Here is a 25,181-nt window from a genome sequence, read left to right as displayed (position 1 = left end):
GACCTCGATCGTCAGCACTTGCGGATTGGTTGCGTGTGCAATCGCAGTGCAGGTTTCGTTCGGATTGGGGCACAACCTAACCAAACCGGATCATTCACACCCGACAATGAACGACTTCAAGCGCGAGCCGTCCGGTTCATTCGATTCACTGACAACACATGGCCGCTTCGGCTATCAGCCGATCCATGAGGGCGATGCCTACCACTGGCCGAACGGCGCTCGGCTTGCGGTCTATCTCGGCTTCAACCTGGAGCACTTCGCGTTCGGCGAGGGCCTGGGTGCGGCGTTGGGGCCGCTGTCTCCGCAGCCCGACGTCCTGAACTACAGCTGGCGCGAGTACGGCAATCGCGTCGGCGCGTGGCGCTGCATCGAATTGTTCGATTCGCTCGACATGCCGGCGGGCACGCTCATCAACACGTCGCTTTACGATCACTGTCCGGCGCTCATCGAAGCCTGTGCCGCGCGCGGCGACGAGCTGATTGCTCACGGTCACACGAACGCGCAGCGCCAGAGCGATCTGGACGAGGACGGCGAACGCGCGCTGCTGGCGCATTGCCGCGCACGCATGATCGAACAATCCGGCGCGGAGCCGACGGGATGGCTGTCGCCATGGATCTCCGAATCGCATCGCACGCCGGACCTGCTCGCCGAGACGGGGTATCGCTATACGCTCAACTGGTGTCACGACGACCGGCCTGTGCGTATGCAAACGAAGGGCGGGCCGCTGTGGTCGATTCCGTATCCACAAGAGCTGAACGATCTGCCGATGATCATGGCGCGCCAAATGGACATGCGCGATTTCGCCGACATGATCGTCGACCAGTTCGATGAGATGCTCGAGCAAACGCAGCGTGCGCGCACTGCGCAGCCGCTCGTAATGGGCATCGCGCTGCATCCTTACATCGTCGGCCAGCCATACCGGTTGCGGCATTTGCGGCGCGCGCTCGCGCATATCGCCAGTGCGCGAGACGACATCTGGCTCACGACGCCCGGCGCCATCGCGCGACATGCAGAAGAAGCCGTGCCCGTCGCGGCGCAAGCCGCATGAGTGCCGTGCAGGCGGGCATGAGGCCCGAGAAGCGCGAGCGGGCGGACGCGGACGGGCGGATCTATCAAACGATCTTCGAGGGCGTGTTGAATCGCAGGCTCACGCCGGGCACCAAGCTGCCCGAGCCGGAACTGTGCGAGCTGTTCGGTGTCGGGCGCGCAGTGGTGCGGCGCGCGCTGGAAAAGCTGGCGCACGACGGCATCGTCGTGTTGCGTCCGAACAAGGGCGCCGTCATTGCGCAGCCGACGCGCGAAGAAACACGCGAGATTTTCGAGGCCCGCTGCGCGGTGGAACGCGCGCTGGTCGAACTCGCGGCGCAACGCGCGAGCGTCGACGATATCGGCGCGCTGCGCAAGCAGCTTGCCGACGAGCACGAGGCGATGCATCGCTTCGATCAGCCGTCATGGGCGCGCCTTGCCAGCGAATTTCATCTGCGCATCGCCGCGCTGGCGGGCAACGCGACGCTCGAGCGCTATCTCACTGAACTGATTTCGCGCTGCTCGCTGATCGTCGGTGCTTACGAGCCGGTCGGCAACGCGCCGTGCGAGCACGACGAGCACACCGCTATCCTCGATTGCCTGGAAGCTCGCGATGCCGCGGGCGCAATTGCGCATATGACGGCGCATCTCCGGAGTCTGGAGGCGCGCATCGAAACGTCGCGCATGCCTGGCAAGAAGCGGCTTGCGCAACTGCTTGGCATCGAACCCGATCGACAAACCGCGATGGAGTGACATGGAAATCGACTTCGAAGCGATCACCGAGTACCAGCGCTACAAACTGATGGCGAGCCTGATCGTGCCGCGGCCCATCGCGCTCGTGACCACGCTCGGCGTAGACGGCACGGTGAACGCCGCGCCGTTCTCCATGTTCAACATGCTGGGCGAGGAGCCGCCCATCGTAATGATCAGCATCAACCGGCTGACGGACGGCACGTTGAAGGACACGGCGGTGAACATTCCGCGCGAAAAGGAGTTCGTCGTGCATCTTGCCGATGAGGCGATTGCGCAGCAGATGCATCGCTGCGGCGAGCGCTTTTCGCCGGATGTCAGCGAACTGGACGAAGTGGGTTTCACCGCGCTGGCGTCGACGCGCGTCAAGCCACCGCGCATCGCGCAGGCGCCTGTTGCCTTCGAATGCGAGCTTTGGGAGACGCTTGAAACGGCGAGCCGCCATATATTCATCGGCAAGGTACTGGTGCTGCACGCGCGCGACGAACTGATCGATCGTGACGCCTGGCGCGTCAGGTTGCAGCATTACTTTCCCGTTGGCCGTTTCGGTGCGAGCGATTATGTGACGACGCGGGATCGGTTCGAGCTTTGAGTTGCACGCGTTCTTTGGAAAGAACAAATGCTGACATCTATTTCCAGTTTCCATTGAACGGGCTTTGTTTGCTTCAGGTATATGCTTCGCCATATCGATTGGTAGCAACATGATTCATTTCACCTGGCGATGCAATGAACTCGACCCGAATTCCAGGCAATCCCATTCGCAGCGAAGTCGATTTCGATGCGCAATGCAAGCATGCCGGCTATCTGCGCCTGCCACATTCCGTGCACCGTTCGGCATACGGCTGGCTGCCGATTCCAGTCGCATCGATACGGAACGGGAACGGACCTGTCGTGCTAGTCATGGCGGGCAATCACGGCGATGAATACGAAGGCCAGATTCTCGTATCCGAACTGATCCGGCAGATCGACGCAGCCGACGTGTCGGGTCAACTGATCCTGCTGCCGATGGCCAATGCGCCTGCGGCGGAAGCGGGATTGCGCACGTCTCCACTCGATGACGGAAACCTGAATCGCGCCTTTCCGGGCGATCCGTCCGGCTCACCGACGCGGGTCATCGCGCATTACATCGAGCATGAGTTGCTGGCGCGCGCGGACTTCCTGTTGGATCTGCATTCCGGCGGTAGCTCGCTGCTTTACCACGGCAACAACATGCTCGCGATCGATCCACGCGACGAAGATGAACGGCGTCAATTGACGCAGGCATTGCAGGCTTTTGGATTGCCGAACGCGTTTCTGCATGCGGAAAATCCTGTGCATGCTGCATCGGCGGCACGCCGTCAGGGGGCACTCTCGATCACGGCGGAAATCGGCGGCGGTGGCACTGTCAATCCGCCATTGCTGATTGAAGCAAGGCAGGGCTTGCTGCATTTCCTGGCGCACATCGGCGTGCTGCGCGGTCCACTCGTTCCTGACGCGCCACCTGCGGTAACGCGCTTTCTGCGCGTCGCGGGCGCGCGGCACTACGTTTATGCCTATGACAGCGGCATATATGAACCGCTCGTTGAACTGGGACAGCGCGTTAGCGCCGGTCAGCCGGCAGCGCGCATCCATTTCCCCGATACACCGCTCAAGGAGCCAGTGACCTGTCACTTCGCGAGCGACGGAGAGGTGGTCTGCAAACGCGTACCCGCTCTCGTGAAGCGGGGAGATTGCCTCTTCCATCTGGCGGATGAAGATCGCTCTTTCACTTGATCCGCTTTTCTAAAGCGTGTGTTGAAACGTCAATCCCGCTGTGGAATTGGCGCATTCACCTGTCGTTGCATCATTAATTGTGGCGATTTGATTCATCTGCATCACACGATATTCATATAGAAATTGCTTGTGTAGCGCTGTCGGAACCTGGCGCTATCGTATGAGCTCCTGAACACAGATCGACATCGCTGTCGATGATTCATGAGCACGATCGTCGTTGACACCACGCCACGAGATCCGCGCGCGCCGACGTGGCGATTGCGACGCGCAAAGGCAGCGGTCTCGTCGATGCACTCACCGTCGCGACGAACGGTCTGATCGCCGATGGCAGCTATACGAGGTCTCTTACGCCTTGGGGCATTCAGTCGGAAGCGTTGGGCCGCTCGAAGAGCAATCCACCCGGACTGCCGAAGTTCTGATTCGTTCGGTTGCACGCTGCCAGATAAGCAGCGCCGCATATAACCATGTGCGGATTAATTGTTGGCGGTTCGATGCGACGCGCGGAGACAATCGCCGCGAGTTTCGCCGCACTTCTGGGTAACGCGAGCTTTCTCTGTGTTCGTGTTCCGCATTTGACCCGCAACTATCCCAATCGTGATGAATTCCCGAACCCTTCGTGACCCTGCGCATGTCCGGCGCATCCTTTCCCGCATTTCATTCGTGCTGGGCCTTACCGTGTTCTCCGCTGCCGCTCAGGCCGCACCATCGGGCACGCTCGTCTTCTGCTCGGAGGGCAGTCCCGCCGGTTTCGATCCGGGCCAGCATACGACGAGCACGGATTTCGACGCGAGCACCAACACCGTGTACAACGAACTCGTGCAGTTCAGGCGCGGCACGCTCGATCTCGAACCTGCACTGGCGACGAGTTGGGATGTATCCGCCGATCAGCGCACGTACACGTTTCACTTGCGCAAAGGCGTGAAGTTCCAGACAACGGCATGGTTCAAGCCGACGCGCGAGTTCAATGCCAACGACGTGCTGTTCACGTTCAACCGGATGCTGCACGCCGACGATCCTTTTCGTAAAGCGTATCCGACGAGTTTCCCGTATTTCAGCGATCTCGGTTTCGAGAAGAACATCGAGAGTATCGAACGCGTTGACGACACCACGGTGCGCTTCCGGCTGAAAGAACCCGACGTGATCTTCGTACGCAATCTCGCGATGAGCTTCGCGTCGATTCTTTCCGCCGAATATGCCGCGAAGCTGACGGACGCTCACCGTGAAGCCGACATCAACCAGTTGCCGGTCGGAACCGGGCCGTTTGCGTTCCGCTCCTATCAGAAGGATGCGGTGATCCGCTACGACGCGAATCCCGATTACTGGCGGCCCGACGACGTCAAGCTCGCGCATCTGGTGTTTTCGATCACGCCGGATCCGGCGGCGCGCATCCAGAAGCTGGCGAATGGTGAATGCCAGGTGTCGGTATTCCCGCGACCCGCGGATCTCGACGTGGTCAAGCGAAACCCTTCACTGACGCTTGTTTCGGGCGTCGGCTTCAACGTGGGTTTCGTCGCGTACAACACGCAGCACGCGCCTTTGAACAAGCTCGACGTTCGCCGCGCGCTCGACATGGCCATCGACAAGCCCGCGATCATCCAGGCGGTGTTCTCCGGCAACGCCACGGTGGCGACCAACCCGATGCCGCCGGCGCAATGGTCTTACGACAAGCAACTCAAAGACGCGCCTCATGATCCGGCAAAGGCCAAGGCGTTGCTCGCGCAGGCAGGCTTTCCTGATGGCTTCGATCTCACATTGTGGGCGATGCCCGTGCAGCGTCCCTACAATCCCAACGCGCACCTGATGGCGCAACTGATCCAGCAGGACTGGGCGAAAATCGGCGTGCGCGCGAAGATCGTCAGCTACGAGTGGGGCGAGTACAATCGGCGCGCGAAGCAGGGCGGCGAGCATGACGCAATCCTGTATGGCTGGTCCGGCGACAATGGCGACCCCGACAACTGGCTCGGCACCTTGCTCGGCTGCGCTGCAGTGGGTGGCAGCAATGTATCGAAGTGGTGCGACCCGGCATTCAACGGGCTGATCGAGAAGGCGCGCGAAACGTCGAACACCAATGAGCGCACGCGTCTTTACGAGCAGGCACAGGTCATCTTCAAGCAACAGGTGCCTTATACGCCTGTCGCGCATTCGATCGTTTCACTGCCCGCGTCGAAACGTGTTAGCGGACTGGTGTTCTCGCCGCTCGGCAGTCATCGGTTCGATGGCGTGTCGCTGAACTAGCGGCTTCGCGTAGTTCAACCCTGATCGAACACCTTGAGGCCGCGCGCGAGCGCGGGCCTCGCTTCGACCTGTTCATACCAGCGGCGCAGATTGGGCAGTTGAGCCCAGGGCAGTTGTGACATGACCGACTGAGTGATCGTGAAGGCCGCGATGTCCGCGATCGAAAATGTCTTTCCTGCCATATACGGTTCGTCACTGACATACCGCTCTGCCGATTCGAGCGCGGCGAACATCCGTTCGACAAGCAGCGCTTGCCCCGCCGGAACACCCGCGCTACGAAGAAAAAAAGCAGCGTGACTGACGGCGATCACGTCGGTTACGAAAAAGAAAAATCGCTCATAGACGACGGATCGGGCAAGAGAGTCGTCCGGTAACAGGCGACCCGGCGCCCTCTCTGCCGCGTAAAGAATGATCGCGTTCGATTGCGTGATCACGACCGGCGGCCCGTTCTCCTGGCTTTCAACCAGCACGGGTACTTTTCCCGCGGGGTTCAGCGCAAGATACGCGGCGCTTCGATGCTCGCCGTTCGCAAGATCGACGGATTGGACGGTGTACGGCAAGCCCGCTTCTTCAAGCGCGATGGCGGCGCGAATGCAGTTCCCCGTCGGCGCGCCGTAAAGCTCATAGGTCGTATTCATCTCCATGCCCTTTTAATGACAATGCGAAAGCTGCCTATCCAATTGCAGTCGATCAAATGAATGATTTCCGTGCACCTATGTCGCCAGAAGTGGCGATTAATGATTCAATTGCACGAACAACAATAGTTATTTGTCGAATGCCCCAAGCGGATTTCATTGACTATACTGCGTGAGGCTGTGGTCGTCGGCGCGTGCGCATGGCACGTCCCCATAATGAAGACACGTAGTGGAAACTCGCCAGTGGAGTTTCCATGCGGCACGTTTTCGGACGCCATGAATCCAGATCGCAAGCACGGGCCGGGTGGACGCTTGACGCGATGCGAGTCGAAGGCTCGGCTTCGCGCAGTGGTCGCGAGCGCCAAAAAACGCTTCCTGACGGTTGGCTTCCGGGAGACCAGTCTTGACGACATCGCTCGCGATGCGGGCGTGGCGAAGAAGACGCTTTATTGTCATTTCGGCAGCAAAGAGCAGTTGTTTAGCGCGATTCTGGAAACGCTGGGGCGGACCTGGCAGGAGCAACTCCGGCACATCGTCACGAGTGGCGGCGAACCGGTCGACGTGCTCGAAAGAGCGGCGCTGCACCTGCTCGACATCGGCACTCGCGATGAAATGACCCAGCTTTACTGGGTGCTGCTGGTCGAGACACGCCGCTTTCCCGCGCTCTCGGCCGGGCTGTATCAGGAGCGTGGACGACTTATCGGCATCGAACCGCTCGAAGGCTATCTGCGCGCAGCGGTGGAAAACGGTGAGCTCGAATTCGACGACGTCGAACTCGCCACCGAGCAGTTCGTGCATCTGGTGCTAGGCGGTGTGCGCGCCAGAATGCTGCTCATGGGCGCGCGGCGCCCGAGCGCAGCGAGACGTCAATTGATTGCGAAGCAGGCGGTCAGGATTTTCACCGCAGGGTGCTTGACTCGGTGAAACAAAGCTTTCAAAACATTTTCGTTTTTCATTCAATTAAATTAGTCATACGAAGTAAATCGCGTTTGTCGGAATGCCGATCCAGTCAATGGAGGCACATGCATGAAAACAGCTTCGCGTGCGTCGAGTGTTGTGCGCGCAGGGTGTGCAAGAACGCAATGGCGATTCGCGGCGCTGGGCGGCGTCGTGCTCGTCGTCGTCATGTCGCTGGGCGCTTGCATGATGGGCCCGGACTATCGCAGGCCCGAAGCGCAGATTCCCGAAGGATTCAAGGAAGGCGTCGACTGGCAGCGCGCCGATGCGAACCCGCAAGCCGCGATCGACAGTACGTGGTGGCGGATGTACGGCGACGACAAGCTCAACGACCTCGTCGATCAGGCGTTGCGGGCGAATCAGTCGATCGCCGCGGCGGAGGCCGCCTATCGTCTCGCGCTCGCGACGGTCGAAGCCAACCGCGCGGGCCTGTTTCCGACCGTGACGGCCGGTCTGTCCGGCGCGCGCTCTGGCGGCAACGTCGCCGGGCTGAGCGCGAGCCGTGGGTCCGGGGCATCGACGTCGACGTCGGCGGTGGGCGGGGCGGGCAACAGCGTGGTGGCGCTCGGGGCCGTGACCTGGGAACTGGACCTGTGGGGCCAGATACGACGTCAGATCGAGGAAGCGAAGGCCAACGCGCAGGCGTCGGACGCGCAACTTGCCGGCGAGCGCATTTCCATTGCGGCCAGCGTCGCGACCGATTACTTCCAGCTGCGGCAAGCCGACTACGACATCCGCGCGCTGAAGGAACAGCTGGACGCTTACGGGCGGATCCTCGCGATCGTGCAGACGGCCTACGCCCAGGGCGGCGCCTCCAACGACGACGTGCTGGTCGCGCAGGAAGATCTGGAAACGGTGATCGCCGATCTGCAAACGACGGAAATTAACCGCGAACATGATGAGCACGCACTTGCTGTGCTGGCGGGCGTGCCGCCGGAGTCGTTCAGCATCCCGCCCGATCCCGACTATCACTTCATGGCGCCCGCCGTGCCGACGTCGCTGCCATCGCAACTGCTCGAGCGGCGTTACGACGTGGTCAGCGCCGAGCGCACGGCGGCAGCCGCGAATGCGAGTATCGGCGTGGCCGAAGCCGCGTTCTTTCCGACCTTGACGCTTTCGGCTGAAGGCGGTTTCGCGCACAGCACGCTCGCCCATCTGTTCACGGTGCCGAACCGCTTCTGGACGCTCGGGCCGGATCTGGCGCAAACCATTTTCGACGGCGGCGCGCGCACGGCTGCTGTGCACCAGGCGCGGGCCACTTACGACGAAGACGTGGCTAACTACCGCAATACGGTGCTCACGGCATTCCAGAGTGTGGAAGACAGCCTGTCGTCGATGAATCATTTGCGGGCGCAGGAAAGTGCGTTCGCACGTGTGCTCGACAGCAACGTGCGATTGTTCGCGAGCGAAGAGGCGCAGTTCAATGCCGGCGCAGTCAGCCAGCAAAACGTGTTGAATCAGCGGCTGACATTGATCCAGGCGCAACAGAGTCTGCGCGATACGCAGGCCTTGCTCGCGCAGAATCACGTGCTGCTCGTGAAAAATCTCGGCGGCGGCTGGCAGCGCGAGGACGCCGAGGCGACAGCGCCGGCTTCGGGAAGCGCTGTACGACCTGTCGCGCAGCAGTCCACCAGCTCCGCCGACTGAACACGTTTGACCCGACTGACACATTGACGCGCACGCAGTTCAACACGATTCACCCGACACGGGAGCGCCGGCATGCAGACATGCAGCCCGCGCGTGCCAGTGTCACGCAACAACGGAGTTCTCATGAAGTCACGTTTGGAACGCGTGTCGTTGTTATGTCTGTGTCTGATCGTGCTTGCCGCGTGCTCGAAAAAGGCGCCGCCGCCACCGCCGCCGCAGGTCTCGACAGTGAAGGTGCAAGCGCAGTCGGTGCCGCTCGAACGCCGCTTCGTCGGGCGGCTTTCACCTTACTACAGCGCGAACGTCACGGCGCGCGTCTCAGGCGTGCTGCTCAAGCGCAATTACGCGGAAGGCTCGCAGGTGCGCGTGGGACAGCTGCTATTCGAAATCGATCCGACCTTCTATCGCGCGCAGCTCGACAACGATCTCGCGATCCTGGCCCAGGACCGCGCTACCTACATCAACGATCACATCACCGCCGAGCGCAACCGCAAGCTGCTGCCCGTCGGTTCGATCTCGCAGCAAACCGTCGACAACTCCGACGCCGCCGAGCGCAGCGCGGCCGCCAAGGTGAAGGCCGACGAGGCGACGGTGCAGAGCGCGCGCATCTCGCTCGATTACACGCGCGTGACGGCGCCGATCAGCGGCATCGCCGGCCAGCAGCAGGTGACGGCGGGCGCGGTAGTCGGCAGCAGCACGACCGACTCGGGCGGCAACGGCACGTTGTTGACGACGATCCAGCAGATCGACCCGATGTACGTGAACTTCACCATCAGCTCAGCCGATCTCGCGACGCTGCAACAATCGCAAACGGGCGGCACCGTCGACCTGTCGCAGCAGAACCAGGTCTCGGTGCGCATCGCGTTGCCCAATGGTGCGTCGTACGGCAGCGCGGGCACGCTCGATTTCTCCGACGTGACGGTGAACGCATCGACGGGCGCCGTCAATCTGCGCGCGCTGGTCGCGAATCCGCAGCGGCGTCTTCTGCCCGGCATGTTCGTCTCGCTGACGGTCGATTTCGGCCGGCAGAACGATGTGTTCCTGGTCCCGCAGCAGGCCTTGCTGCGCGATACAACGGGCGGCTATATGCTGCTGGTCGGCGGAGACGGCAAGGTGGCGCGCAGGGACGTCGAGACGGTGAATAGTCTCGGCAACAACTGGATCGTGACGCACGGCCTGAACGACGGCGACGAAGTCATCGTGACGGGCGTGCAGTTTGCGCATGAAGGGGCGCCCGTCAAGACCGTTGCGTGGCAGCCGCCGGCTGCCGCGTCGCCGGGTTCATCGGGCGCGGCGGCTTCTTCTCCGGCCGCGGCGGCATCATCGGCCGCAGCGGCTTCGGCCGGCATGGCGAAGTAGGAGACCGCTCATGCCGAGTTTCTTTATCGACCGCCCCGTTTTCGCGTGGGTCATCGCGATCCTGATTTGCCTGTTCGGCATCATCGCCGTGCGCGGCATGGGGATCGATTCGTATCCGGACATCGCGCCGCCGCAAGTGACCGTCACGGCGCAATACCCGGGCGCGAGCGCGCAGACGATGGAATCGACCGTGACGCAGGTGATCGAGCAGCAGCTCACGGGCATCGACAATCTGCTGTACTTCAGCTCGACGTCGAGCTCGAACGGCCAGACGCAGATCATCCTCACGTTCGCGACGGGCACCGACCCGGACATTGCGCAGGTGCAGGTGCAGAACAAGGTCACGCTCGCACAGCCGTTGTTGCCTTCGCAGGTGACACAACAGGGCGTGATCGTGGCGAAGTCCAGCCCGGACATTCTGCTATTCATCGCGCTGCAGTCGGACAATGCGTCGATCGACGCGGGACGGCTCTCCGACATTCTCGCGTCGCAGATTCAGCCCGTCATCGGCCGGGTGACGGGCGTCGGCAACACGACGCTGCTCGGCTCGGAATACGCGGTGCGGATCTGGCTCGATCCCGACAAGCTGCAGAGCTACGGCCTGTCGACCACGCAGGTGCTCAACGCCGTGAGTGGGCAGAACGCACAATTCGCGGCCGGTTCGCTCGGCGCGGATCCGGCCGTGAAGGGCCAGGTGTTCACGGCAACCGTCTCCGGCGACAGTCTCTTTTCGTCGCTCCAGCAGTTCCGCGACATCATCGTCGTATCGAACAGCAACGGCACCACCGTCAAACTGAGCGACGTGGCGCGCATCTCATTCGGCTCGCAGACTTACGGGCAGGCGCCCGTGTACAACGGCAAGCCGGCCGGCGGCCTTGCCGTGTTCCTGTTGCCGGGCGCAAATGCGCTGAAGGTCGAGAAAGCAGTGAAGGCGACGATGGATACGCTCGCGCGCGACCTACCGGAAGGCGTCACATGGAGCGTGCCGTATGACACCACGCCTTTTATCACCGCATCGATCACGGACGTGATCCGCACGCTCATCGAGGCCATTCTGCTGGTGTTTTTCGTGATGTTGGTTTTCCTGCAGAACCTGCGCGCGACGATCATTCCGACGCTCGTGATTCCCGTCGCATTGCTCGGCACCTTCATCGGTCTTTCCGCGCTGCATTACACGCTCAACCAGTTGACGCTGTTCGGCATGGTGCTCGCAATCGGTATCGTGGTGGACGATGCGATCGTCGTGATCGAGAACGTCGAGCGCATCATGAGCGAAGAGCATATGGAGCCACGTGAGGCGACCCGCAAGGCGATGAAGCAGATCACGGGCGCCATCATCGCGATCACGGTGGTGCTGACGGCGGTGTTCGTGCCGTCCGCGCTGCAGCCTGGCGCAACGGGCATCATTTACGCGCAGTTCGCGCTGACGATTGCGGTGTCGATGGGATTCTCCGCGTTTCTGGCGATGTCGTTCACCCCTTCGCTGTGCGCCGCCATTCTCAGGACCGAACACCAGGCGAAGAAGAATGCGTTTTATCGATGGTTCGACCGGACCTTCGACTGGACGACGAAACACTATCTCAGCCATGTGGGCAAGGCCGTGCATCATGCGCCGCGCTGGATGGTGGCGTTTGCGCTCGTGCTCGTGCTGACGGGCTTCCTGTACACGAAGCTGCCGACCAGCTTCGTGCCCGACGAAGATCAGGGCTTCGTGCTGGCACTCGTCAACCTGCCGTCCGGTTCGACCTTGCAGCGTACCGATCACGTGATGGCCGAGTTGCGCGACAAGCTCGCCAAAAGCCCGCTCGGCAAGGACATTGTCGGCATCTTCCAGCCCGAGGGTTTCAGCTTTGTCGGTACGAGCGAAAACGTCGGCATGTCGTTCATCAAGCTGTCTGACTGGAAGGACCGCTCCGAAACGGCAATGCAGATGATCCCGCAGATCAACCGCATTCTGTCGTCGATCCCCGACGCGCAGATTTTCGCGGTGAACCTGCCGACCATTCGCGGCCTGAGCCAGTTCGGCGGCATCGACATGTATCTGCAGGCGCGCTCGGGGCAATCGCGTGCCGAACTTGGCGAGGCGGAGCGCACGCTGCTCACGAGTGCGGCGAAAAGTCCCGTGCTGTTCGGCATCCGGCCGAACTCGCTGCCGAACTCTCCGCAGCTGGACATCGCGGTGGATCGCACGCAGGCGCAGGCGATGGGCCTGTCGCTGACGGATGTCTATCAGACGCTCGAGATGGAACTCGCGCCGTTCTACATCGACCAGTTTACGTACGGCGGCCGCGTGAAGCGGGTCTATATCCAGGCGGATGCGCCGTTCCGGATGTCGCTCGATGCGCTTCAGCACCTCTACACGCCGAGTGTTTTCGCGGCCAGCGGATCGTCGAGTCAGGCGTCTTCCAGCAAGAGCAGTTCGGGCACGACGGGCAGCACAGGCACGGCCGTCGGCTCTAACGGCTTCGTCACACCCGTCGATCCGTCGCCCGCCAATACGTCGATCGCGCCATACAACATGGTGCCGCTCGCCAGTGTCGTGAATGCCAAATGGGCTTTTGGGCCGACGGTGCTGCCGCGCTACAACGGCTATTCGGCAATCGAGATAGTCGGTAACTCCGCGCCCGGTTACTCGACGGGGCAGGCGATCGATACGCTCAACGACATCATCAACCATCAGTTGCCGCGCGGCTTCGCGGGTGACTGGACCGGGCAGTCGTATCAGGAGCTGCTGTCGGGCTCGTCGGCGACCACGCTGATGGCGCTGTCGATCGTGGTGGTGTTTCTGTGTCTCGCGGCGCTGTACGAGAGCTGGTCGATACCCGCGTCGGTGCTGCTGGTGGTGCCGCTTGGCATGCTCGGCATGCTCGCGTTCTGCCTGACCTTCAGCGTGCCGAACGACATCTACTTCAAGATCGGCCTTGTGACGGTGATCGGTCTCGCGGCGAAGAACGCGATCCTGATCGTCGAGTTCGCGGTGGAGGGACAGCTGCGCGGCATGACACTGCGCGACGCGGTGCTGACGGCGGCCCGATTGCGGCTGCGTCCGATCCTGATGACGTCAATGGCGTTCATTCTCGGCGTATTCCCGCTCGTGATCTCGTCGGGGGCGGGCGCCTCTTCACGTCACGAGATTGGCACGGGCGTGATCGGCGGGATGCTGTTTGCAACGTTTCTCGGTCTGCTGCTGATTCCCGTGTTCTATGTGGTCGTGCGCCGGCTGCTCGGCGACAAGCTCGACGAGGTGTCGCACAAGATGCCGCATCACGGCGGCGATGGTGCTGCGTCGGGTGGACACGGAGATGGAACGCCGAAGGACGGACCGCCGCCCGACGGACCGCCGCCCGGCGGTACGCCAGGGACGGGGGCGCCGGCTTGACGAACGAACACTTGCCGCGCGCGGCGCTTCCTGGCCAGTCTCGAACCGGTACAACGACCGATGAGGCGAACACGACAACAGGCGCGGGAAACGCGCGACCAGATTCTCGATGCAGCCGAGCGGCTGTTCGCGGAGCATGGCGTGTCCCGCACGTCGCTGGAGGACATCGCGATGCGTGCGGGGTGTACGCGTGGCGCGATATACGGACACTTCCGCAACAAGAGCGATCTGTTCGTCGCCATGACAAACCGCGTGATGCTGCCGATGGAGCTGCTCGTTGCAGCGACCACGGATGCCGCCGAGCCCGACCCGCTCGGCAGGATCAGGCAACTGCTGGTGTATTTCCTCGGTAAGGCCGTAGTCGAGCCGCACAGCCGCCGCGTGTTCGAAGTGTTGTTCACGAAGTGCGAAAATACAAAAGACATGGTGCTGGTGATCGAGCGGCAACACGACGCGGCGCGTAACGGAAGGATGTATCTCGAGCGCGGCTTGCGCAATGCAATCGCGAGGGGACAACTGCCGTTCGATCTCGATACCGAGCGTGCGTCGAGCGTCGTGCATGCGTTCCTTGGCGGCGTGCTGCGAGAATGGCTGCTGGAACGCGATTCGATCATGCTGCCGCGCGATGCGGAGTTTCTGACGGACGTGTGCATCGGCATGTTCAGCTATTCGCCTTCGTTGCGGCGCGCTCAGGGGGCGTGCAGATAGCAGCAATCTTGCCTATTTTTCTGGCGCGCTTTCGTCAACGCGTGCGCTTTGTCGAGTGGCCTTCATGTTTTGAAGTAGTATTGTTTGCGTCTGATCGCAAGGCCGAAGAACGAACAGCATTCTACGAATGAGGCTTCCGATGAATAGGGCGATCAATGCGCTACTGCTCGGCATGGCGGCTTATCCGATGGTTTGTACGGCTCAGACAGGCGGATGCGATGCAAAGCGCACTTCGATAGAGCGAGAAATCAGCTATGCGCAAGCGCACGGCAATGCGAAACGGGTCGATGGGCTCGAAACCGCGCTCGCCCAGATGAACGCGAACTGCACCGATGCCGTGCTGCGCAGCGATGCGCAACGCAAGGTGGCTGCGGCGGAGAAAAAGCTGTCGGAACGCCAGCGCGAGTTGCAGCAAGCAAAGGCCGATGGCAAGAGCGCGAAGAAAATCGCCGAGCGGCAACACAAGGTCGACGAGGCGCATGCGGAGCTCGAAAAAGTTCAGACGGAAGCGATGCAGTGATTGGGAGCGACAAGATGCAAGTGCTGGTTGACGCAGACGCCTGCCCGGTTGTCATCAAGGACATGCTGTTTCGGGCCGCGCGTCGCGCCGAAGTGTGTGTGACGCTCGTAGCAAACCGGTATCTGCAGACGCCGCCTTCGCCGTATATCAAGTCACTGCAAGTACCGGCGGGCGCGGACGCGGCCGATATGCGCATCGTTGAACTGGCCGTGGCCGGCGATCTGGTGATTACCGCGGACATCCCGCTGGCCGCCGCTGCGCTCGACAAAGGCGCCTTCGTGCTCGACCCGCGTGGAGGCTGGTTCAGCCGCGAGAATATCGAGGAACGCCTGACGATGCGTGCCGTGATGGATCAACTGCGCAGCACGGGCGTCGATACGGGCGGTCCAGCGCCCTTCAGTCCGCGCGACAGCAAGACCTTCGCGGGGCAACTGGACCGGTTTCTCGCGCGGCATCGCGCGGCGCCAGGCTGAACGTCGAATGTGATTCGCTGTGGTTTTCAACCGGCGAATTGGAACTATACTGGGGCACCAGGAGGTTTCAATGGCCGATCAAGAGAAGCTGCATCCGCTACGCCCGTTTTTGAAGAACTGGATTTGGGAGCATGGTCGAGTCGGGACGCGCTATCTGGATTACGTCGATGGCGAAATCAAGTTCGATGAAGGCAAGAAATCACGTTTCGCTGCTGAGAAGTATATTTATGTACCGCTCGACAAGGACGGTGAAGATGCTGTAGCCGCAGAGGGTCCTGCAATCCAGGAAGCGGGGCTTGCCCGCTTCTTGCGGGCTGCGCAGCTGGGCACGCCAGATGAGGCGGGTTCTGTAGCGGAGATTCAACGCGCCGTGCAGGACTGTGTGGAACTCGGCCTCTTCAGCGCCTATCAGGCGGAGGCGCGCGAGGCAACGGCCCGCTATGCGCAGGAGCCGATGTTCGAGGACGAGATCCGTGCGGCGGTTGTCGATGACATCCGGCGTATTTACACGGGGGTGCGGGAGCAACTGTCGCTCTACGATTTCAGTGTGCTTTACGGCTTGCCCTCGCCGCTGCTGATCAGCGAGACGCCATTCATCGATTGGCGCGTGCGTGCAAGTCCGGCACTACCGTTTGTATCGCTTCCGTTGGGGCCTTATTGCCTGCTGGTAGGCGCGCCCTCGGGCCGCAAGAGCCGCATCGGCCCGGTGGTCTGGAAGGCCGCAGCGGCGATGGGCCCGTTGAAGGACCACAACCGCCAGATCATGGAGCACGCACGTCTATGGCTGGTGGCGACCACGGATGACCAACTCGTCGCGGCACAAAGCCGGCTTGCTGCCGCCACAGGTACCAGGCAAGAGAATGTGAAGCCTTAAGGTAGTTGGCAACATCTTTCGTTGAGTTACTTAAACAGGGGAAACTAATGAACGCAATCAAAACACTCAAGCTGGCTGGCGCTGCATTGATCGTCGTTGCATCCGTCAATGCCTGGGCTCAGGGAAGTGAAGCCGCCAGCGCAACGACGACAACGCAAGGAGCATCGAAATCCTCCATCAGGAAGGCGAACCGGGCATTGAGTAAAAAAGTGGCTCAGGCGCTTTCGAAGGGCGGTGTCGATACGACGGGGATCAATGTTCTCGTGAAAGGCGGCGCAGTGACGCTCGCTGGGGGCGTGACCGATCCGGCCCAGATCGACAAGGCGACCTCGATAGCGAAGGGCGTTTCCGGCGTCACGTCTGTAAAGAATGCTCTGACGATTCGGGAAGGCGGGCAGTAGGACAAAGAGAAGCGTGCGCGAGAAACAGGCGGCGCTTGCATCCTGGTTGTCACAAGGAGACGCCGCTCGCATTCCAGCGAGCGGCGCGTCCTGGACGGAACCCGACCGCTCGGCATTTGCGAATCATTGTCGAAGACTGATCCCGCGAGTCTCCGGTGAGAAGAATGTAGCGACAAAGCTGATCCCCGCCAACACCGCGATGTAGGTAGCAATCGGCCAGTACGCACCTTGTGCCCACGCGAGCAACGCAGCCGCTATGAAAGGCGCGATCCCGCCGGATGCAACGGCGGCAAATTCCTTGCTGACCGCGATGCCCGTGTATCGATAGCGGGCATTGTTCACCGACGACACTGAAACTGCAGACGTTGCCCGTGCTGTCATGCTTCGTCTCCAATCGGGCTCGCGATGCGCGAACCGGTTTTCAGTTATCGATACCCGCAGCTAAGCTCAGAAACTCGCTCATGCGACGGCGAGCCAGTTCGGGGCGAGTCAATACGCCCGCGACGTCCGCCTTCCTGAACACCTCTGCGTAGTGCGCGACGGATCGCGCCGACTGCATCCCGCCTGCCATCGAGAAGTGCCGTTGATGCCCATTGAGCCACGCGAGAAAAACGACGCCAGCCTTGTAATACTGCGTGGGCGCAGCGAAGAGTTCGCGCGATAGCGCAACCGTCGGATCGATAAGCTGGCGATATGAATCGGTATCCCCAGCGGCGAGCTTCACCAATGCGCGCGATGCGACCGGTGCGATCGGGTCGAAGATGCCGAGTAGCGCGTGCGAATGGCCGGTGCTGTCGCCCGCGATGAGTTCGCCGTAGTTGTAGTCGTCACCGGTGAACATCACGACGCCCTCGGGCAACTGCGATCTGAGTTGACGCTCATATTCCGCGTTGAGCAGCGAGATCTTGATGCCTTCGATCTTGTCCTGATGAAGCCGGATGATGTCGAGCACAGTCGCCATCGCCGTCGCGACGTCGCGGCTGCCCCAGTAGCCGGAGAGCGAAGCGTCGAACGCGTCGCCCAACCAATGCAACACGACCTTGTTGCGTGACGCGGAGATCACGGCATCGTAGACATGCTTGTAGTCGTCGGCGGACTGCGCTGCTGCGCACAGGGCGCGGCTCGCCATCATGATCGGCCGGCCGCCCGCTGATTCGATCACTTCGAACTGGTCCTTGTAGGCGCCGACAATGTCGGCAAGCGCATGGCTGCGCGTGCCGTCGAGATGATCGGTGCCCGCGCCGCACGCCAGGTCCGCGCCGGGAATGCTGCGCGCGTGCGCGATGCTGCGTCGGATCAGTTCAGCGGCTGTTGGCCAGCCGATGCCCATGCCGCGTTGCGCGGTATCCATCGCTTCGGCCACCTTGAATCCCAAGCCGTACAGGTAGGTGCGAAATGCAAGCGTAGCGTCCCAGTCAACACGCGGTGTATTGCCCCAAGGCTCGTACGCACGCGATGGATCGACGACGACGTGCGCCGCCGCATACGCGATGCGGTTAAACGTCGGCGCGGTGGACGGCAGAACCTGGTCTTCCCGATGCTGCATCGTGTACGGGCTGATTGAACCTTCCGGCGTTGGCAGATTGATGTTCACGGAAACCTCTCGATGTCTGGGGTTGAATGATCATGTCGGCGGCTTTTTCGGCGACCATGATCGTCGGTGCATTTGTGTTGCACGAAGGCAGATAGGGCATGACGGATGCGTCGACGACTCTCAGGCCATCCAGTCCGATAAGACGCAGGTCCGGCGTGACGACGCTGTCGGGATCGTCGGGGCGGCCCATGCGGCAGGTGCCGACGGGGTGGTGGTCGGTTTTTGCATTCGTGCATGCATAGTCGAACAGTTCCTGATCGGTATTCACGCGCGCTCCCGGCAGAACTTCGCTTTGCACATAGCGCTTCATCGCTGGGGCGCGCAGGATGTCGCGCGCGAGCCGCAAGCCCTTGATCGCCATGTCGCGATCGTATGGATCGGCCCAGTAGTTCGGGTCGAGCAGCGGCGCGGCAGCGGGGTCCGCGCTGGCGAGACGAACCGTGCCGCGCGAGCGCGGGCGAAGGTACGCGGTGTTGAGCGTAACGCCCGCATTGTTCAGCTTGGCCATGCCCGCTTCGATACCGGACCCGAGGCCGAGATGAAACTGGATGTCGGGCGAGCGGTCGCGCGCGTCGCGATCCGCATACCAGAAGCCGCCCGTTTCGAAGAGACTCGATGCAACCGGGCCTTTCTTCAGCAACAGGTACTGCAGTCCAGCCCATGCGGCGTTGTGCAGCTTGTTGTACTTGTCGTAGGTGTGATCGCCCGTGCATTCGGCGATGACGAAGAGGTCGAGGTGATCCTGCAGATTGGAGCCGACGCCGCGAAGATCGTGGACAGCTTTGATGCCGACAGACTCCACGTGCCCGGCGGGACCGATGCCCGACTGCATCAACAGTTTCGGCGAACCGATCGCACCCGACGACACGATCACTTCACGCGACGCGCGCACGATCTGCGGATCGCGGCTATCGCCCGTCACGTATTCGACGCCTGTCGCGCGGTTTCCCTCGACGATCACGCGCAGCGTTCGCGCCTGCATCGTGACCGTCAGATTCGCACGCCCGAGCACCGGTCGGATAAAGCCTGCTGCCGTTGATGACCGCCGCGCATCCAGTTGCGTCAACTGGTAATAACCGAGACCTTCCTGGCTGGCACCATTGAAATCCGGATTGAACGGAATGCCGAGTTCCTGTCCAGCCTGAAAAAACGCTTCGCAGATCGGCAGCGGGCTGATCGGATTCGATACGCCGAGCGGGCCGCCATAGCTGTGATACTCATTCGCGAAGCGCTGGTTGTTCTCGGACTTCTTGAAGTAGGGCAGCACATCGCGATAAGACCAACCCGTCGCGCCCGCTTTCTGTTCCCAATCGTCGTAATCAGCAGGAACGCCGCGCGTATAGATCTGCGCATTGATCGAAGAACCGCCGCCGATCACCTTCGCTTGCGTGAAGCGCAGCACGCGATTGTTCAGATGCTTCTGCGGCACGGTGAACCAGCCCCACGAACCGATGCCGCGCGTCATCTTCGCGAAGCCGGCAGGCATCGAGAAGAAAGGGTGGCGATCGGAACCGCCTGCTTCGAGCAGCAGGACCTTGATCGAGGGATCGGCGCTCAGGCGATTGGCCAGTACACAACCGGCCGAGCCGCCGCCCACGATCACGTAGTCATATGTCGTCGTTTTCATGTCAGTCGGCTCAGAATGCAGGGATGGACAGGCCGCCATCCACGTTGACCACGCTGCCCGTCGCGAAGGGCAGCAGGCCGCCTGCAAGCGTCGCGACTGCCTGGCCCACTTCGTCGCTTTCGCCCCACCGGCCGGCGGGAACCAGGCCCTCGCGGAAGCGCGCCTCGTATTTCTCCGCGACACCCGATGTCATCGGCGTGCGGATAATGCCGGGCCGCACCTCGAACACGCCGACATTTGCGCTCGCGAGCCGCAATGCGAACAGGCGCGTCATCATCGGCAACGCGGATTTGGACAGGCAGTATTCGGCGCGCTCGGGCGATGCCATGTCCGCCGATACCGACGAAACCGTCACGATCGACCGGGCGGCCGTCGACGATGTCGCACACATGTGGCGAGCGACGGCCTGCGTCATAAAGAACGTGCCGCGCAGATTGACGCCGAGCACGGCATCGAACGCTTGCGGCGATACGTCGAGCAGATCGCCGCGGCTAGGCGAACCGATGCCCGCGTTGTTGACGAGGCATTCGATACTTCCCTTGAAGCGCACGGCTTCCTCGACGACGCTTTCATGCGAGTCGACGTCGCTGAGATCGCTCTGAATGAAGAGCGCCTCCTGGCCTTCGTCGCGTACGAGCGCACAGGTCGTCGCGGCGTCCTCGTCGTTCACGACATCCGTCAGCACGATGTCGAAGCCGCGCCGCGCGAGCGCGACGCATATCGACCGGCCGATGCCGCGTCGCGCGCCCGTCACCAGCGCGGTCGAACACTTTCCAGCTATCTTGCTCATGGCTGCACCATCCGTCGTTGCGCTGGGCGCTCAGTGAATGCGGACTTCCGTGTCGGTGTCGAACAGCACGAGCTTCGACAGATCGACGCGCAGCTCGCATCGTTCGCCGGACGCGTGCGGCATGTCGGCGCCGAGTCGCGCGGAGACTTCCATGCCGCCGAGATCGAGCACGGCGAGCGTGTCGGGGCCTGTCGGTTCGAGCACATTGATCGTGACGGGCACGGTGCGCAGTGCCGACGTGGCGCGCTCGTTTTCCACGCCGATCGCCTCAGGGCGCAGACCCGCAATCACCTTCTTGCCGATGTAGCGCTCGACGGCGGCCGGTTGCGGCGGCAACACAAGATCGATCGCCTTCTGGCCTTCACCCACCAGCAGATGGAGCGCACCGTTCGCGCGCTCGATGCGCGCCGGAATCAGGTTCATCGACGGCGAGCCCATGAACGTCGCGACGAACGTGTTGGCGGGCGTGTTGTAGACCTCGGCGGGCGTGCCGAGCTGTTGCAATACGCCGCCCTTCATCACGGCAATACGCGTGGCGAGCGTCATCGCTTCGATCTGGTCATGCGTGACGTAGACGATGGTCGCGCCCAAACGCTGATGCAGCTTCTTGATCTCGGTACGCATATCGACGCGCAGTTTTGCATCGAGGTTCGACAGCGGTTCATCGAACAGGAAGATCTTCGGATGACGCACCAGCGCGCGTCCCATCGCGACACGCTGACGCTGTCCACCCGACAGCTGGCCCGGACGCCGGTCGAGCAGGTGCTCGATCTGCAGCAGACGGGCGGCATCTTTCACGGCTTTCTCGCGTTCGGGCTTCGATACCTTGCGCATCTCCAGACCGAAGCTGATGTTCTGCCCGACGGACATGTTCGGATACAGTGCATAGCTCTGAAACACCATCGCGATGTCGCGCTCGCTCGGATGCAGGTCGTTGACCTTGTCGTTACCAATACGAATCTCGCCGCCCGAGAGCGTATCGAGTCCGGCGATCAGAGAAAGGAGCGTCGATTTCCCACAGCCGGAGGGTCCGACGAGAACGAGAAAATCGCCATCGTCGACATCGATGTTGATCTCCTTGAGGATTTCGGTGGAGCCGTAGGCTTTGCGAACGTTGGATACGTGCAGAGAAGACATGATTTACCCCTTGACCGAGCCGGCCATCAGACCGCGTACGAAGTAGCGACCACCGATCACATAGACGAGCAGTGTCGGCAGCGCCGCGATCATGGCCGTGGCCATGTTGACGTTGTATTCCTTGACGCCCGTCGATGTATTGACGATGTTGTTCAGCGCGACGGTGATGGGCGCGGAACTGCCCGTCGTGAATGAAGCGCCGAACAGAAAGTCGTTCCAGATATTCGTGAATTGCCAGATCACGGTGACGGTGATGATGGGCACCGAGTTGGGAAGCAGGATGCGGAAGAAGATGCGAAAGAAGCGTGCACCGTCGATCATCGCCGCTTTCACGAGTTCATCGGGGAACGCGATGTAGTAGTTGCGGAAGTACAGCGTCGTGAAGCACAGGCCATAAACGACATGCACGAACACGAGGCCGCTGATCGATTGTGCGAGACCGACCTTGCCGAGGAACGACGCCATCGGAATCAGCACGATCTGGAACGGGATGAAGCATCCGAACAGGATCAGGCCAAACAGCGTGTTGTCGCCTTTGAAGCGCCATTTGGTCAGCACGTAGCCGTTCAATGCGCCGAGTAACGTGGAGATCGCTACGGCAGAGAAGACCATCCGGAAGGAATTCCAGAAGAAGCCTTTTACACCGGAGCATTCCAGTCCCACGCATGCCGAGCCCCAGGCTTTTTCCCACGCTTCAAGCGTCCACTGATGCGGCAGCGCGAGGATATTGCCGGAATACACCTCGGGCAGCGGCTTGAACGACGTTAGCAGCATCACGAGCAGCGGTACGAGATAGACCACGGCCGCAATCGCCAGCATCGAATAAATCACGATCCGCGAGACGTAGTTATGCTTGCCCACCACCATCTGTGGTGAGTCCCATGTCTTGGTAGCCATCGTTGTCTCCTGTTGGCCAGAGTTGGTTCTTTAGAGCCTTACTCTGGCCCCATGCAAAAGGTTGCTAGGGGGTATCGGTTGAGTTCAATGGCCGCCGCTCTTCCGGCGAGGTCTCATTTCGGAGTAGAGGTAGGGCACCATGATGGCGGCCACCGTACACAGCATCATCACGGCGCTGGCCGCACCCATGCCGAGTTCGTTGCGGGTGAAGGTGAACGAGTACATGAAGGTGGACGGCAGTTCGGTCGAGTAGCCGGGACCGGCGCCCGTCAATGCGATGACAAGCTCATAGCTCTTGACCGCAAGGTGCACGAGAATCACGAACGCGGATACGAAGACGGGCCGCAGCTGCGGAATGATGACTCGCCGATAGATCGAAGGCATGCGCGCACCGTCGATCGACGCGGCTTTGATCTGTTCCTGGTCGATGCCGCGCAGGCCTGCCAGAAACATCGCCATCACGAAGCCCGACGCCTGCCAGACAGCGGCGATGACGACGGTATAGATCGCCATGTCGTCGTTGATGATCCAGTCGAACTGGAAGCTCGTCCAACCCCAGTCATGGAACAGCTTGGTGAGGCCAAGCCCCGGATTGAGAATCCATTTCCATGCGGTGCCCGTGACGATGAACGAGAGCGCCATGGGATAAAGAAAGAGCGCCCGCAATCCGCCTTCAGCGCGAATCCGTTGATCGAGCAGAATGGCGAGGCCGAGCCCGATCGCCATGCACAGCACGACATAGAGCGATGCGTAGATGCCGAGGTTGACGATCGCCACATGCCAGCGCGGATGCTCCCAGACGCGGCCATACTGAAGCAGACCGGCCCAGTGGAAGTTCGCAAAGGCGCGTGAGCGGGTGAACGAGAGCACCGTCGTCCACGCGATAAAGCCATAGACGAAGATCAACGTGATGATCAATGTCGGGCTAAGGACGATCTTGGGCAGAACCGCTTCGAAGCGGTTTCGAAACGTCGATCGCTTTCGCGTCGGGCTTTGGCCCGAGCTGTTGTTCAGATCATCAAGCGTGGTCGCCGCATGGGCGCGATTGTGCAATAGCATGGCAACACCTACCGTCGGAGATGACGGGCCTCGCGGACAGCGGCGTTGGGTGCCGCATCCGCACGAGGACCATTTGGCTTACTGCGAGTTCTTCACTGCCGCGACGAGCGCTTTCACGGCATCCGCAGACGACTGATTCGAATTGAAGAAGTGCGTGACGACGTCATACACGGCGTTCTTCGGACCATCGGGCATCGCGTGTCCGTGCGCGAAGCTGCCGACCATCGAGTCCGTCTTGAGGGCGGCGCGCATGTCGTTCATCGACTTCTTGCCGCATTCGTCGAAGCCGTCCTGAGGCACATCGAGACGCGCAGGAATCGAGCCTTTGATCTGGTTGAATTTCGCCTGGACGCCCTTGTCCATGATGGTCGACGCAAACGCGTACTCGCCGGGGAGACTCGCGTCGCCCTTCTTGAAGCCCGCGAACTGGTCGGTGTTGAAGATGAATGCGCCATCCGTTCCGGGATAGTTGAAGCAGAGGTAGTCGACATTCGGCTGCTTGCCTGCCGACGCAAACTCGCCCTTGGCCCAGTCGCCCATGATCTGCATGGCAGCTTTACCGTTGATGACCATCGACGTGGCGAGGTTCCAGTCGCGGCCCGGGAAGTTCGGATCGACCATGCCGCGCAATGCGCGCATCTGGTCGAAGGCCTTTTCCATCGTCTTCGAGCCGAGCGCGCTCGGGTCCAGCTTGACGAGCGCCTGCTGATAAAACTTCGGGCCGCCCGCCGACATCACCGCGCTATCGAAGATCGTCGCTTCCTGCCATGCCTGGCCGCCGTGCGCCAGCGGAATGTAGCCGGCCTTGCGGATCTTGTCGGCGTCCGCGACGAGTTCTTCGAAGGTCTTCGGCGGCGTGAGCTTCAACTGATCGAAGATCTTCTTGTTCGCCCAGATCCAGTTCGTGCGGTGCACATCGACAGGGGCGGCAACCCAGTGACCATCGACTTTCGAAAATTTCTGGATTGGACCGGGCACGAGCTTGTCCCATCCTTCCTTTGAGGCGACAGGATCGAGGTTCTGCAGATAATCCTCTTGCGCGTATTCGGGGATCGTGAAGCCGAGCATCTGGATCGCATCGGGCGGATTACCCGACGCGACGCGCGCCTTCAGCACCGTGCGCGCCGCTTCGCCGCCGCCGCCCGCGATCGGGCTGTCCTTCCATGCATAGCCCTTTGTTTTCAGGCCGTCTTTCAGTACGGAAAGGGCCTTGGCTTCGCCGCCGGAAGTCCACCAGTGCATGACTTCCACCGTTTTCGTGTCGGCCGCGTAAGCGGACAGCGCGTGGCAGGCAACGAGGCCGACTGCAATTGCAGCAATACGCTTCTTGTACATCTTTGTCTCCTTGATGACGCTCTCTT

General features: G+C 61.4%; 23 protein-coding genes and 1 pseudogene. 15 read left to right on the top strand and 9 right to left on the bottom strand.

Annotation, left to right across the window (positions count from 1 at the left end; translation table 11 throughout):
* Positions 1-106: 106 nt before the first annotated feature.
* The 6 genes and pseudogenes from SB822_RS41225 (at position 107) to SB822_RS41200 (ending at position 5,763) form a co-directional block, all read left to right on the top strand.
* Entirely contained in the window at positions 107-1,048 is a 942-nt protein-coding gene (locus tag SB822_RS41225) for a polysaccharide deacetylase family protein (RefSeq protein ID WP_007584722.1), read from the top strand.
* On the top strand, positions 1,045-1,779 hold the full coding sequence (locus tag SB822_RS41220) for a GntR family transcriptional regulator (protein ID WP_086915976.1): 735 nt from the start codon (positions 1,045-1,047) through the stop codon (positions 1,777-1,779). The genes SB822_RS41225 and SB822_RS41220 overlap by 4 nt, the downstream gene beginning before the upstream one ends.
* 1 nt (position 1,780) lies before the next feature.
* The gene (locus tag SB822_RS41215) at positions 1,781-2,368 is read left to right on the top strand and encodes a flavin reductase family protein (RefSeq protein WP_007584726.1); all 588 of its coding nucleotides are present in this window, start codon (positions 1,781-1,783) and stop codon (positions 2,366-2,368) included.
* Positions 2,369-2,502: 134 nt separating this feature from the next.
* Positions 2,503-3,528 carry a succinylglutamate desuccinylase/aspartoacylase family protein gene (locus SB822_RS41210; protein WP_410857400.1) on the top strand — a complete coding sequence of 342 codons (1,026 nt, stop codon included), beginning with the start codon at positions 2,503-2,505 and terminating at the stop codon, positions 3,526-3,528.
* 242 nt (positions 3,529-3,770) lie between these two features.
* Positions 3,771-3,947 (top strand): annotated as a pseudogene (locus SB822_RS41205) (ABC transporter substrate-binding protein); the annotation flags it as partial.
* Positions 3,948-4,125: 178 nt separating this feature from the next.
* Positions 4,126-5,763, top strand: coding sequence for an ABC transporter substrate-binding protein (locus SB822_RS41200; RefSeq protein ID WP_410857399.1), 1,638 nt, complete (start codon positions 4,126-4,128; stop codon positions 5,761-5,763).
* A 14-nt stretch (positions 5,764-5,777) separates the two neighbouring features.
* On the opposite strand, the gene SB822_RS41195 is transcribed toward SB822_RS41200, so the two are convergent.
* Positions 5,778-6,401: a glutathione S-transferase family protein gene (locus SB822_RS41195; RefSeq protein ID WP_410857398.1), complete on the bottom strand. Its 624-nt coding sequence runs from the start codon at positions 6,399-6,401 to the stop codon at positions 5,778-5,780.
* 345 nt (positions 6,402-6,746) lie between these two features.
* Between SB822_RS41195 and SB822_RS41190 the strand changes: the two genes are divergently transcribed.
* The 9 genes from SB822_RS41190 to SB822_RS41150 all read left to right on the top strand — a co-directional run bounded on the left by SB822_RS41190 (position 6,747) and on the right by SB822_RS41150 (position 16,716).
* The gene (locus SB822_RS41190) at positions 6,747-7,322 is read left to right on the top strand and encodes a TetR/AcrR family transcriptional regulator (protein ID WP_233446682.1); all 576 of its coding nucleotides are present in this window, start codon (positions 6,747-6,749) and stop codon (positions 7,320-7,322) included.
* A gap of 102 nt (positions 7,323-7,424) precedes the next feature.
* The gene (locus SB822_RS41185) at positions 7,425-9,002 is read left to right on the top strand and encodes an efflux transporter outer membrane subunit (RefSeq protein ID WP_410857397.1); all 1,578 of its coding nucleotides are present in this window, start codon (positions 7,425-7,427) and stop codon (positions 9,000-9,002) included.
* 123 nt (positions 9,003-9,125) lie between these two features.
* A complete protein-coding gene (locus SB822_RS41180) occupies positions 9,126-10,361 on the top strand; it encodes an efflux RND transporter periplasmic adaptor subunit (protein WP_410857396.1) in 1,236 nt (411 codons plus the stop codon).
* Between the two features lie 10 nt (positions 10,362-10,371).
* Positions 10,372-13,740, top strand: coding sequence for an efflux RND transporter permease subunit (locus SB822_RS41175; RefSeq protein ID WP_410857395.1), 3,369 nt, complete (start codon positions 10,372-10,374; stop codon positions 13,738-13,740).
* Between the two features lie 60 nt (positions 13,741-13,800).
* The gene (locus SB822_RS41170; RefSeq protein WP_410857394.1) at positions 13,801-14,448 is read left to right on the top strand and encodes a TetR family transcriptional regulator; all 648 of its coding nucleotides are present in this window, start codon (positions 13,801-13,803) and stop codon (positions 14,446-14,448) included.
* A gap of 139 nt (positions 14,449-14,587) precedes the next feature.
* Positions 14,588-14,968: a DUF1090 domain-containing protein gene (locus SB822_RS41165; protein WP_079491446.1), complete on the top strand. Its 381-nt coding sequence runs from the start codon at positions 14,588-14,590 to the stop codon at positions 14,966-14,968.
* A 14-nt stretch (positions 14,969-14,982) separates the two neighbouring features.
* A complete protein-coding gene (locus tag SB822_RS41160; RefSeq protein WP_007743505.1) occupies positions 14,983-15,441 on the top strand; it encodes a YaiI/YqxD family protein in 459 nt (152 codons plus the stop codon).
* A gap of 70 nt (positions 15,442-15,511) precedes the next feature.
* Positions 15,512-16,315: a hypothetical protein gene (locus tag SB822_RS41155; RefSeq protein ID WP_007743503.1), complete on the top strand. Its 804-nt coding sequence runs from the start codon at positions 15,512-15,514 to the stop codon at positions 16,313-16,315.
* A gap of 47 nt (positions 16,316-16,362) precedes the next feature.
* A complete protein-coding gene (locus SB822_RS41150; RefSeq protein WP_007743502.1) occupies positions 16,363-16,716 on the top strand; it encodes a BON domain-containing protein in 354 nt (117 codons plus the stop codon).
* Between the two features lie 123 nt (positions 16,717-16,839).
* Here SB822_RS41150 and SB822_RS41145 read toward each other — a convergent pair whose 3' ends face one another.
* The 8 genes from SB822_RS41145 to SB822_RS41110 all read right to left on the bottom strand — a co-directional run bounded on the left by SB822_RS41145 (position 16,840) and on the right by SB822_RS41110 (position 25,155).
* A complete protein-coding gene (locus tag SB822_RS41145; RefSeq protein ID WP_410857393.1) occupies positions 16,840-17,097 on the bottom strand; it encodes an MFS transporter in 258 nt (85 codons plus the stop codon).
* 40 nt (positions 17,098-17,137) lie between these two features.
* Complete coding sequence (locus SB822_RS41140; protein ID WP_410857392.1) at positions 17,138-18,310, bottom strand: dihydrodipicolinate synthase family protein; 1,173 nt, start codon at positions 18,308-18,310, stop codon at positions 17,138-17,140.
* The gene (locus SB822_RS41135) at positions 18,213-19,937 is read right to left on the bottom strand and encodes a GMC family oxidoreductase (RefSeq protein ID WP_410857391.1); all 1,725 of its coding nucleotides are present in this window, start codon (positions 19,935-19,937) and stop codon (positions 18,213-18,215) included. The genes SB822_RS41140 and SB822_RS41135 overlap by 98 nt, the downstream gene beginning before the upstream one ends.
* Positions 19,938-19,947: 10 nt before the next feature.
* Positions 19,948-20,727, bottom strand: a complete 780-nt coding sequence (locus SB822_RS41130) for a 3-ketoacyl-ACP reductase (RefSeq protein WP_410857390.1) — start codon at positions 20,725-20,727, stop codon at positions 19,948-19,950.
* 30 nt (positions 20,728-20,757) lie between these two features.
* Positions 20,758-21,864, bottom strand: a complete 1,107-nt coding sequence (locus SB822_RS41125; protein ID WP_410857389.1) for an ABC transporter ATP-binding protein — start codon at positions 21,862-21,864, stop codon at positions 20,758-20,760.
* A gap of 3 nt (positions 21,865-21,867) precedes the next feature.
* Positions 21,868-22,731, bottom strand: a complete 864-nt coding sequence (locus tag SB822_RS41120) for a carbohydrate ABC transporter permease (protein ID WP_007584781.1) — start codon at positions 22,729-22,731, stop codon at positions 21,868-21,870.
* 114 nt (positions 22,732-22,845) lie between these two features.
* Entirely contained in the window at positions 22,846-23,820 is a 975-nt protein-coding gene (locus tag SB822_RS41115; protein WP_007584783.1) for a carbohydrate ABC transporter permease, read from the bottom strand.
* A gap of 78 nt (positions 23,821-23,898) precedes the next feature.
* Positions 23,899-25,155 (bottom strand): ABC transporter substrate-binding protein, encoded by a 1,257-nt coding sequence (locus tag SB822_RS41110; protein ID WP_410857388.1) that lies wholly within the window; start codon positions 25,153-25,155, stop codon positions 23,899-23,901.
* Positions 25,156-25,181: the final 26 nt, after the last annotated feature.

The sequence above is a fragment of the Paraburkholderia sp. SIMBA_054 genome (genome assembly GCF_046534875.1).
Lineage (GTDB): Bacteria > Pseudomonadota > Gammaproteobacteria > Burkholderiales > Burkholderiaceae > Paraburkholderia > Paraburkholderia hospita.
The sequence above is the reverse complement of the archived record's forward strand: the minus strand, read 5'-3'. Positions and strand labels throughout refer to the sequence as shown.

Coding starts and splice junctions, on each gene's coding strand:
- SB822_RS41135 (WP_410857391.1), bottom strand. CDS start 19,937: ATGAAAACGACGACATATGACTACGTGATCGTGGGCGGCGGCTCGGCC.
- SB822_RS41145 (WP_410857393.1), bottom strand. CDS start 17,097: ATGACAGCACGGGCAACGTCTGCAGTTTCAGTGTCGTCGGTGAACAAT.
- SB822_RS41195 (WP_410857398.1), bottom strand. CDS start 6,401: ATGAATACGACCTATGAGCTTTACGGCGCGCCGACGGGGAACTGCATT.
- SB822_RS41185 (WP_410857397.1), top strand. CDS start 7,425: ATGAAAACAGCTTCGCGTGCGTCGAGTGTTGTGCGCGCAGGGTGTGCA.
- SB822_RS41210 (WP_410857400.1), top strand. CDS start 2,503: ATGAACTCGACCCGAATTCCAGGCAATCCCATTCGCAGCGAAGTCGAT.
- SB822_RS41220 (WP_086915976.1), top strand. CDS start 1,045: ATGAGTGCCGTGCAGGCGGGCATGAGGCCCGAGAAGCGCGAGCGGGCG.
- SB822_RS41155 (WP_007743503.1), top strand. CDS start 15,512: ATGGCCGATCAAGAGAAGCTGCATCCGCTACGCCCGTTTTTGAAGAAC.
- SB822_RS41165 (WP_079491446.1), top strand. CDS start 14,588: ATGAATAGGGCGATCAATGCGCTACTGCTCGGCATGGCGGCTTATCCG.
- SB822_RS41150 (WP_007743502.1), top strand. CDS start 16,363: ATGAACGCAATCAAAACACTCAAGCTGGCTGGCGCTGCATTGATCGTC.
- SB822_RS41200 (WP_410857399.1), top strand. CDS start 4,126: ATGAATTCCCGAACCCTTCGTGACCCTGCGCATGTCCGGCGCATCCTT.
- SB822_RS41170 (WP_410857394.1), top strand. CDS start 13,801: ATGAGGCGAACACGACAACAGGCGCGGGAAACGCGCGACCAGATTCTC.
- SB822_RS41110 (WP_410857388.1), bottom strand. CDS start 25,155: ATGTACAAGAAGCGTATTGCTGCAATTGCAGTCGGCCTCGTTGCCTGC.
- SB822_RS41215 (WP_007584726.1), top strand. CDS start 1,781: ATGGAAATCGACTTCGAAGCGATCACCGAGTACCAGCGCTACAAACTG.
- SB822_RS41175 (WP_410857395.1), top strand. CDS start 10,372: ATGCCGAGTTTCTTTATCGACCGCCCCGTTTTCGCGTGGGTCATCGCG.
- SB822_RS41115 (WP_007584783.1), bottom strand. CDS start 23,820: ATGCTATTGCACAATCGCGCCCATGCGGCGACCACGCTTGATGATCTG.
- SB822_RS41120 (WP_007584781.1), bottom strand. CDS start 22,731: ATGGTGGTGGGCAAGCATAACTACGTCTCGCGGATCGTGATTTATTCG.
- SB822_RS41225 (WP_007584722.1), top strand. CDS start 107: ATGAACGACTTCAAGCGCGAGCCGTCCGGTTCATTCGATTCACTGACA.
- SB822_RS41180 (WP_410857396.1), top strand. CDS start 9,126: ATGAAGTCACGTTTGGAACGCGTGTCGTTGTTATGTCTGTGTCTGATC.
- SB822_RS41160 (WP_007743505.1), top strand. CDS start 14,983: ATGCAAGTGCTGGTTGACGCAGACGCCTGCCCGGTTGTCATCAAGGAC.
- SB822_RS41130 (WP_410857390.1), bottom strand. CDS start 20,727: ATGAGCAAGATAGCTGGAAAGTGTTCGACCGCGCTGGTGACGGGCGCG.
- SB822_RS41125 (WP_410857389.1), bottom strand. CDS start 21,864: ATGTCTTCTCTGCACGTATCCAACGTTCGCAAAGCCTACGGCTCCACC.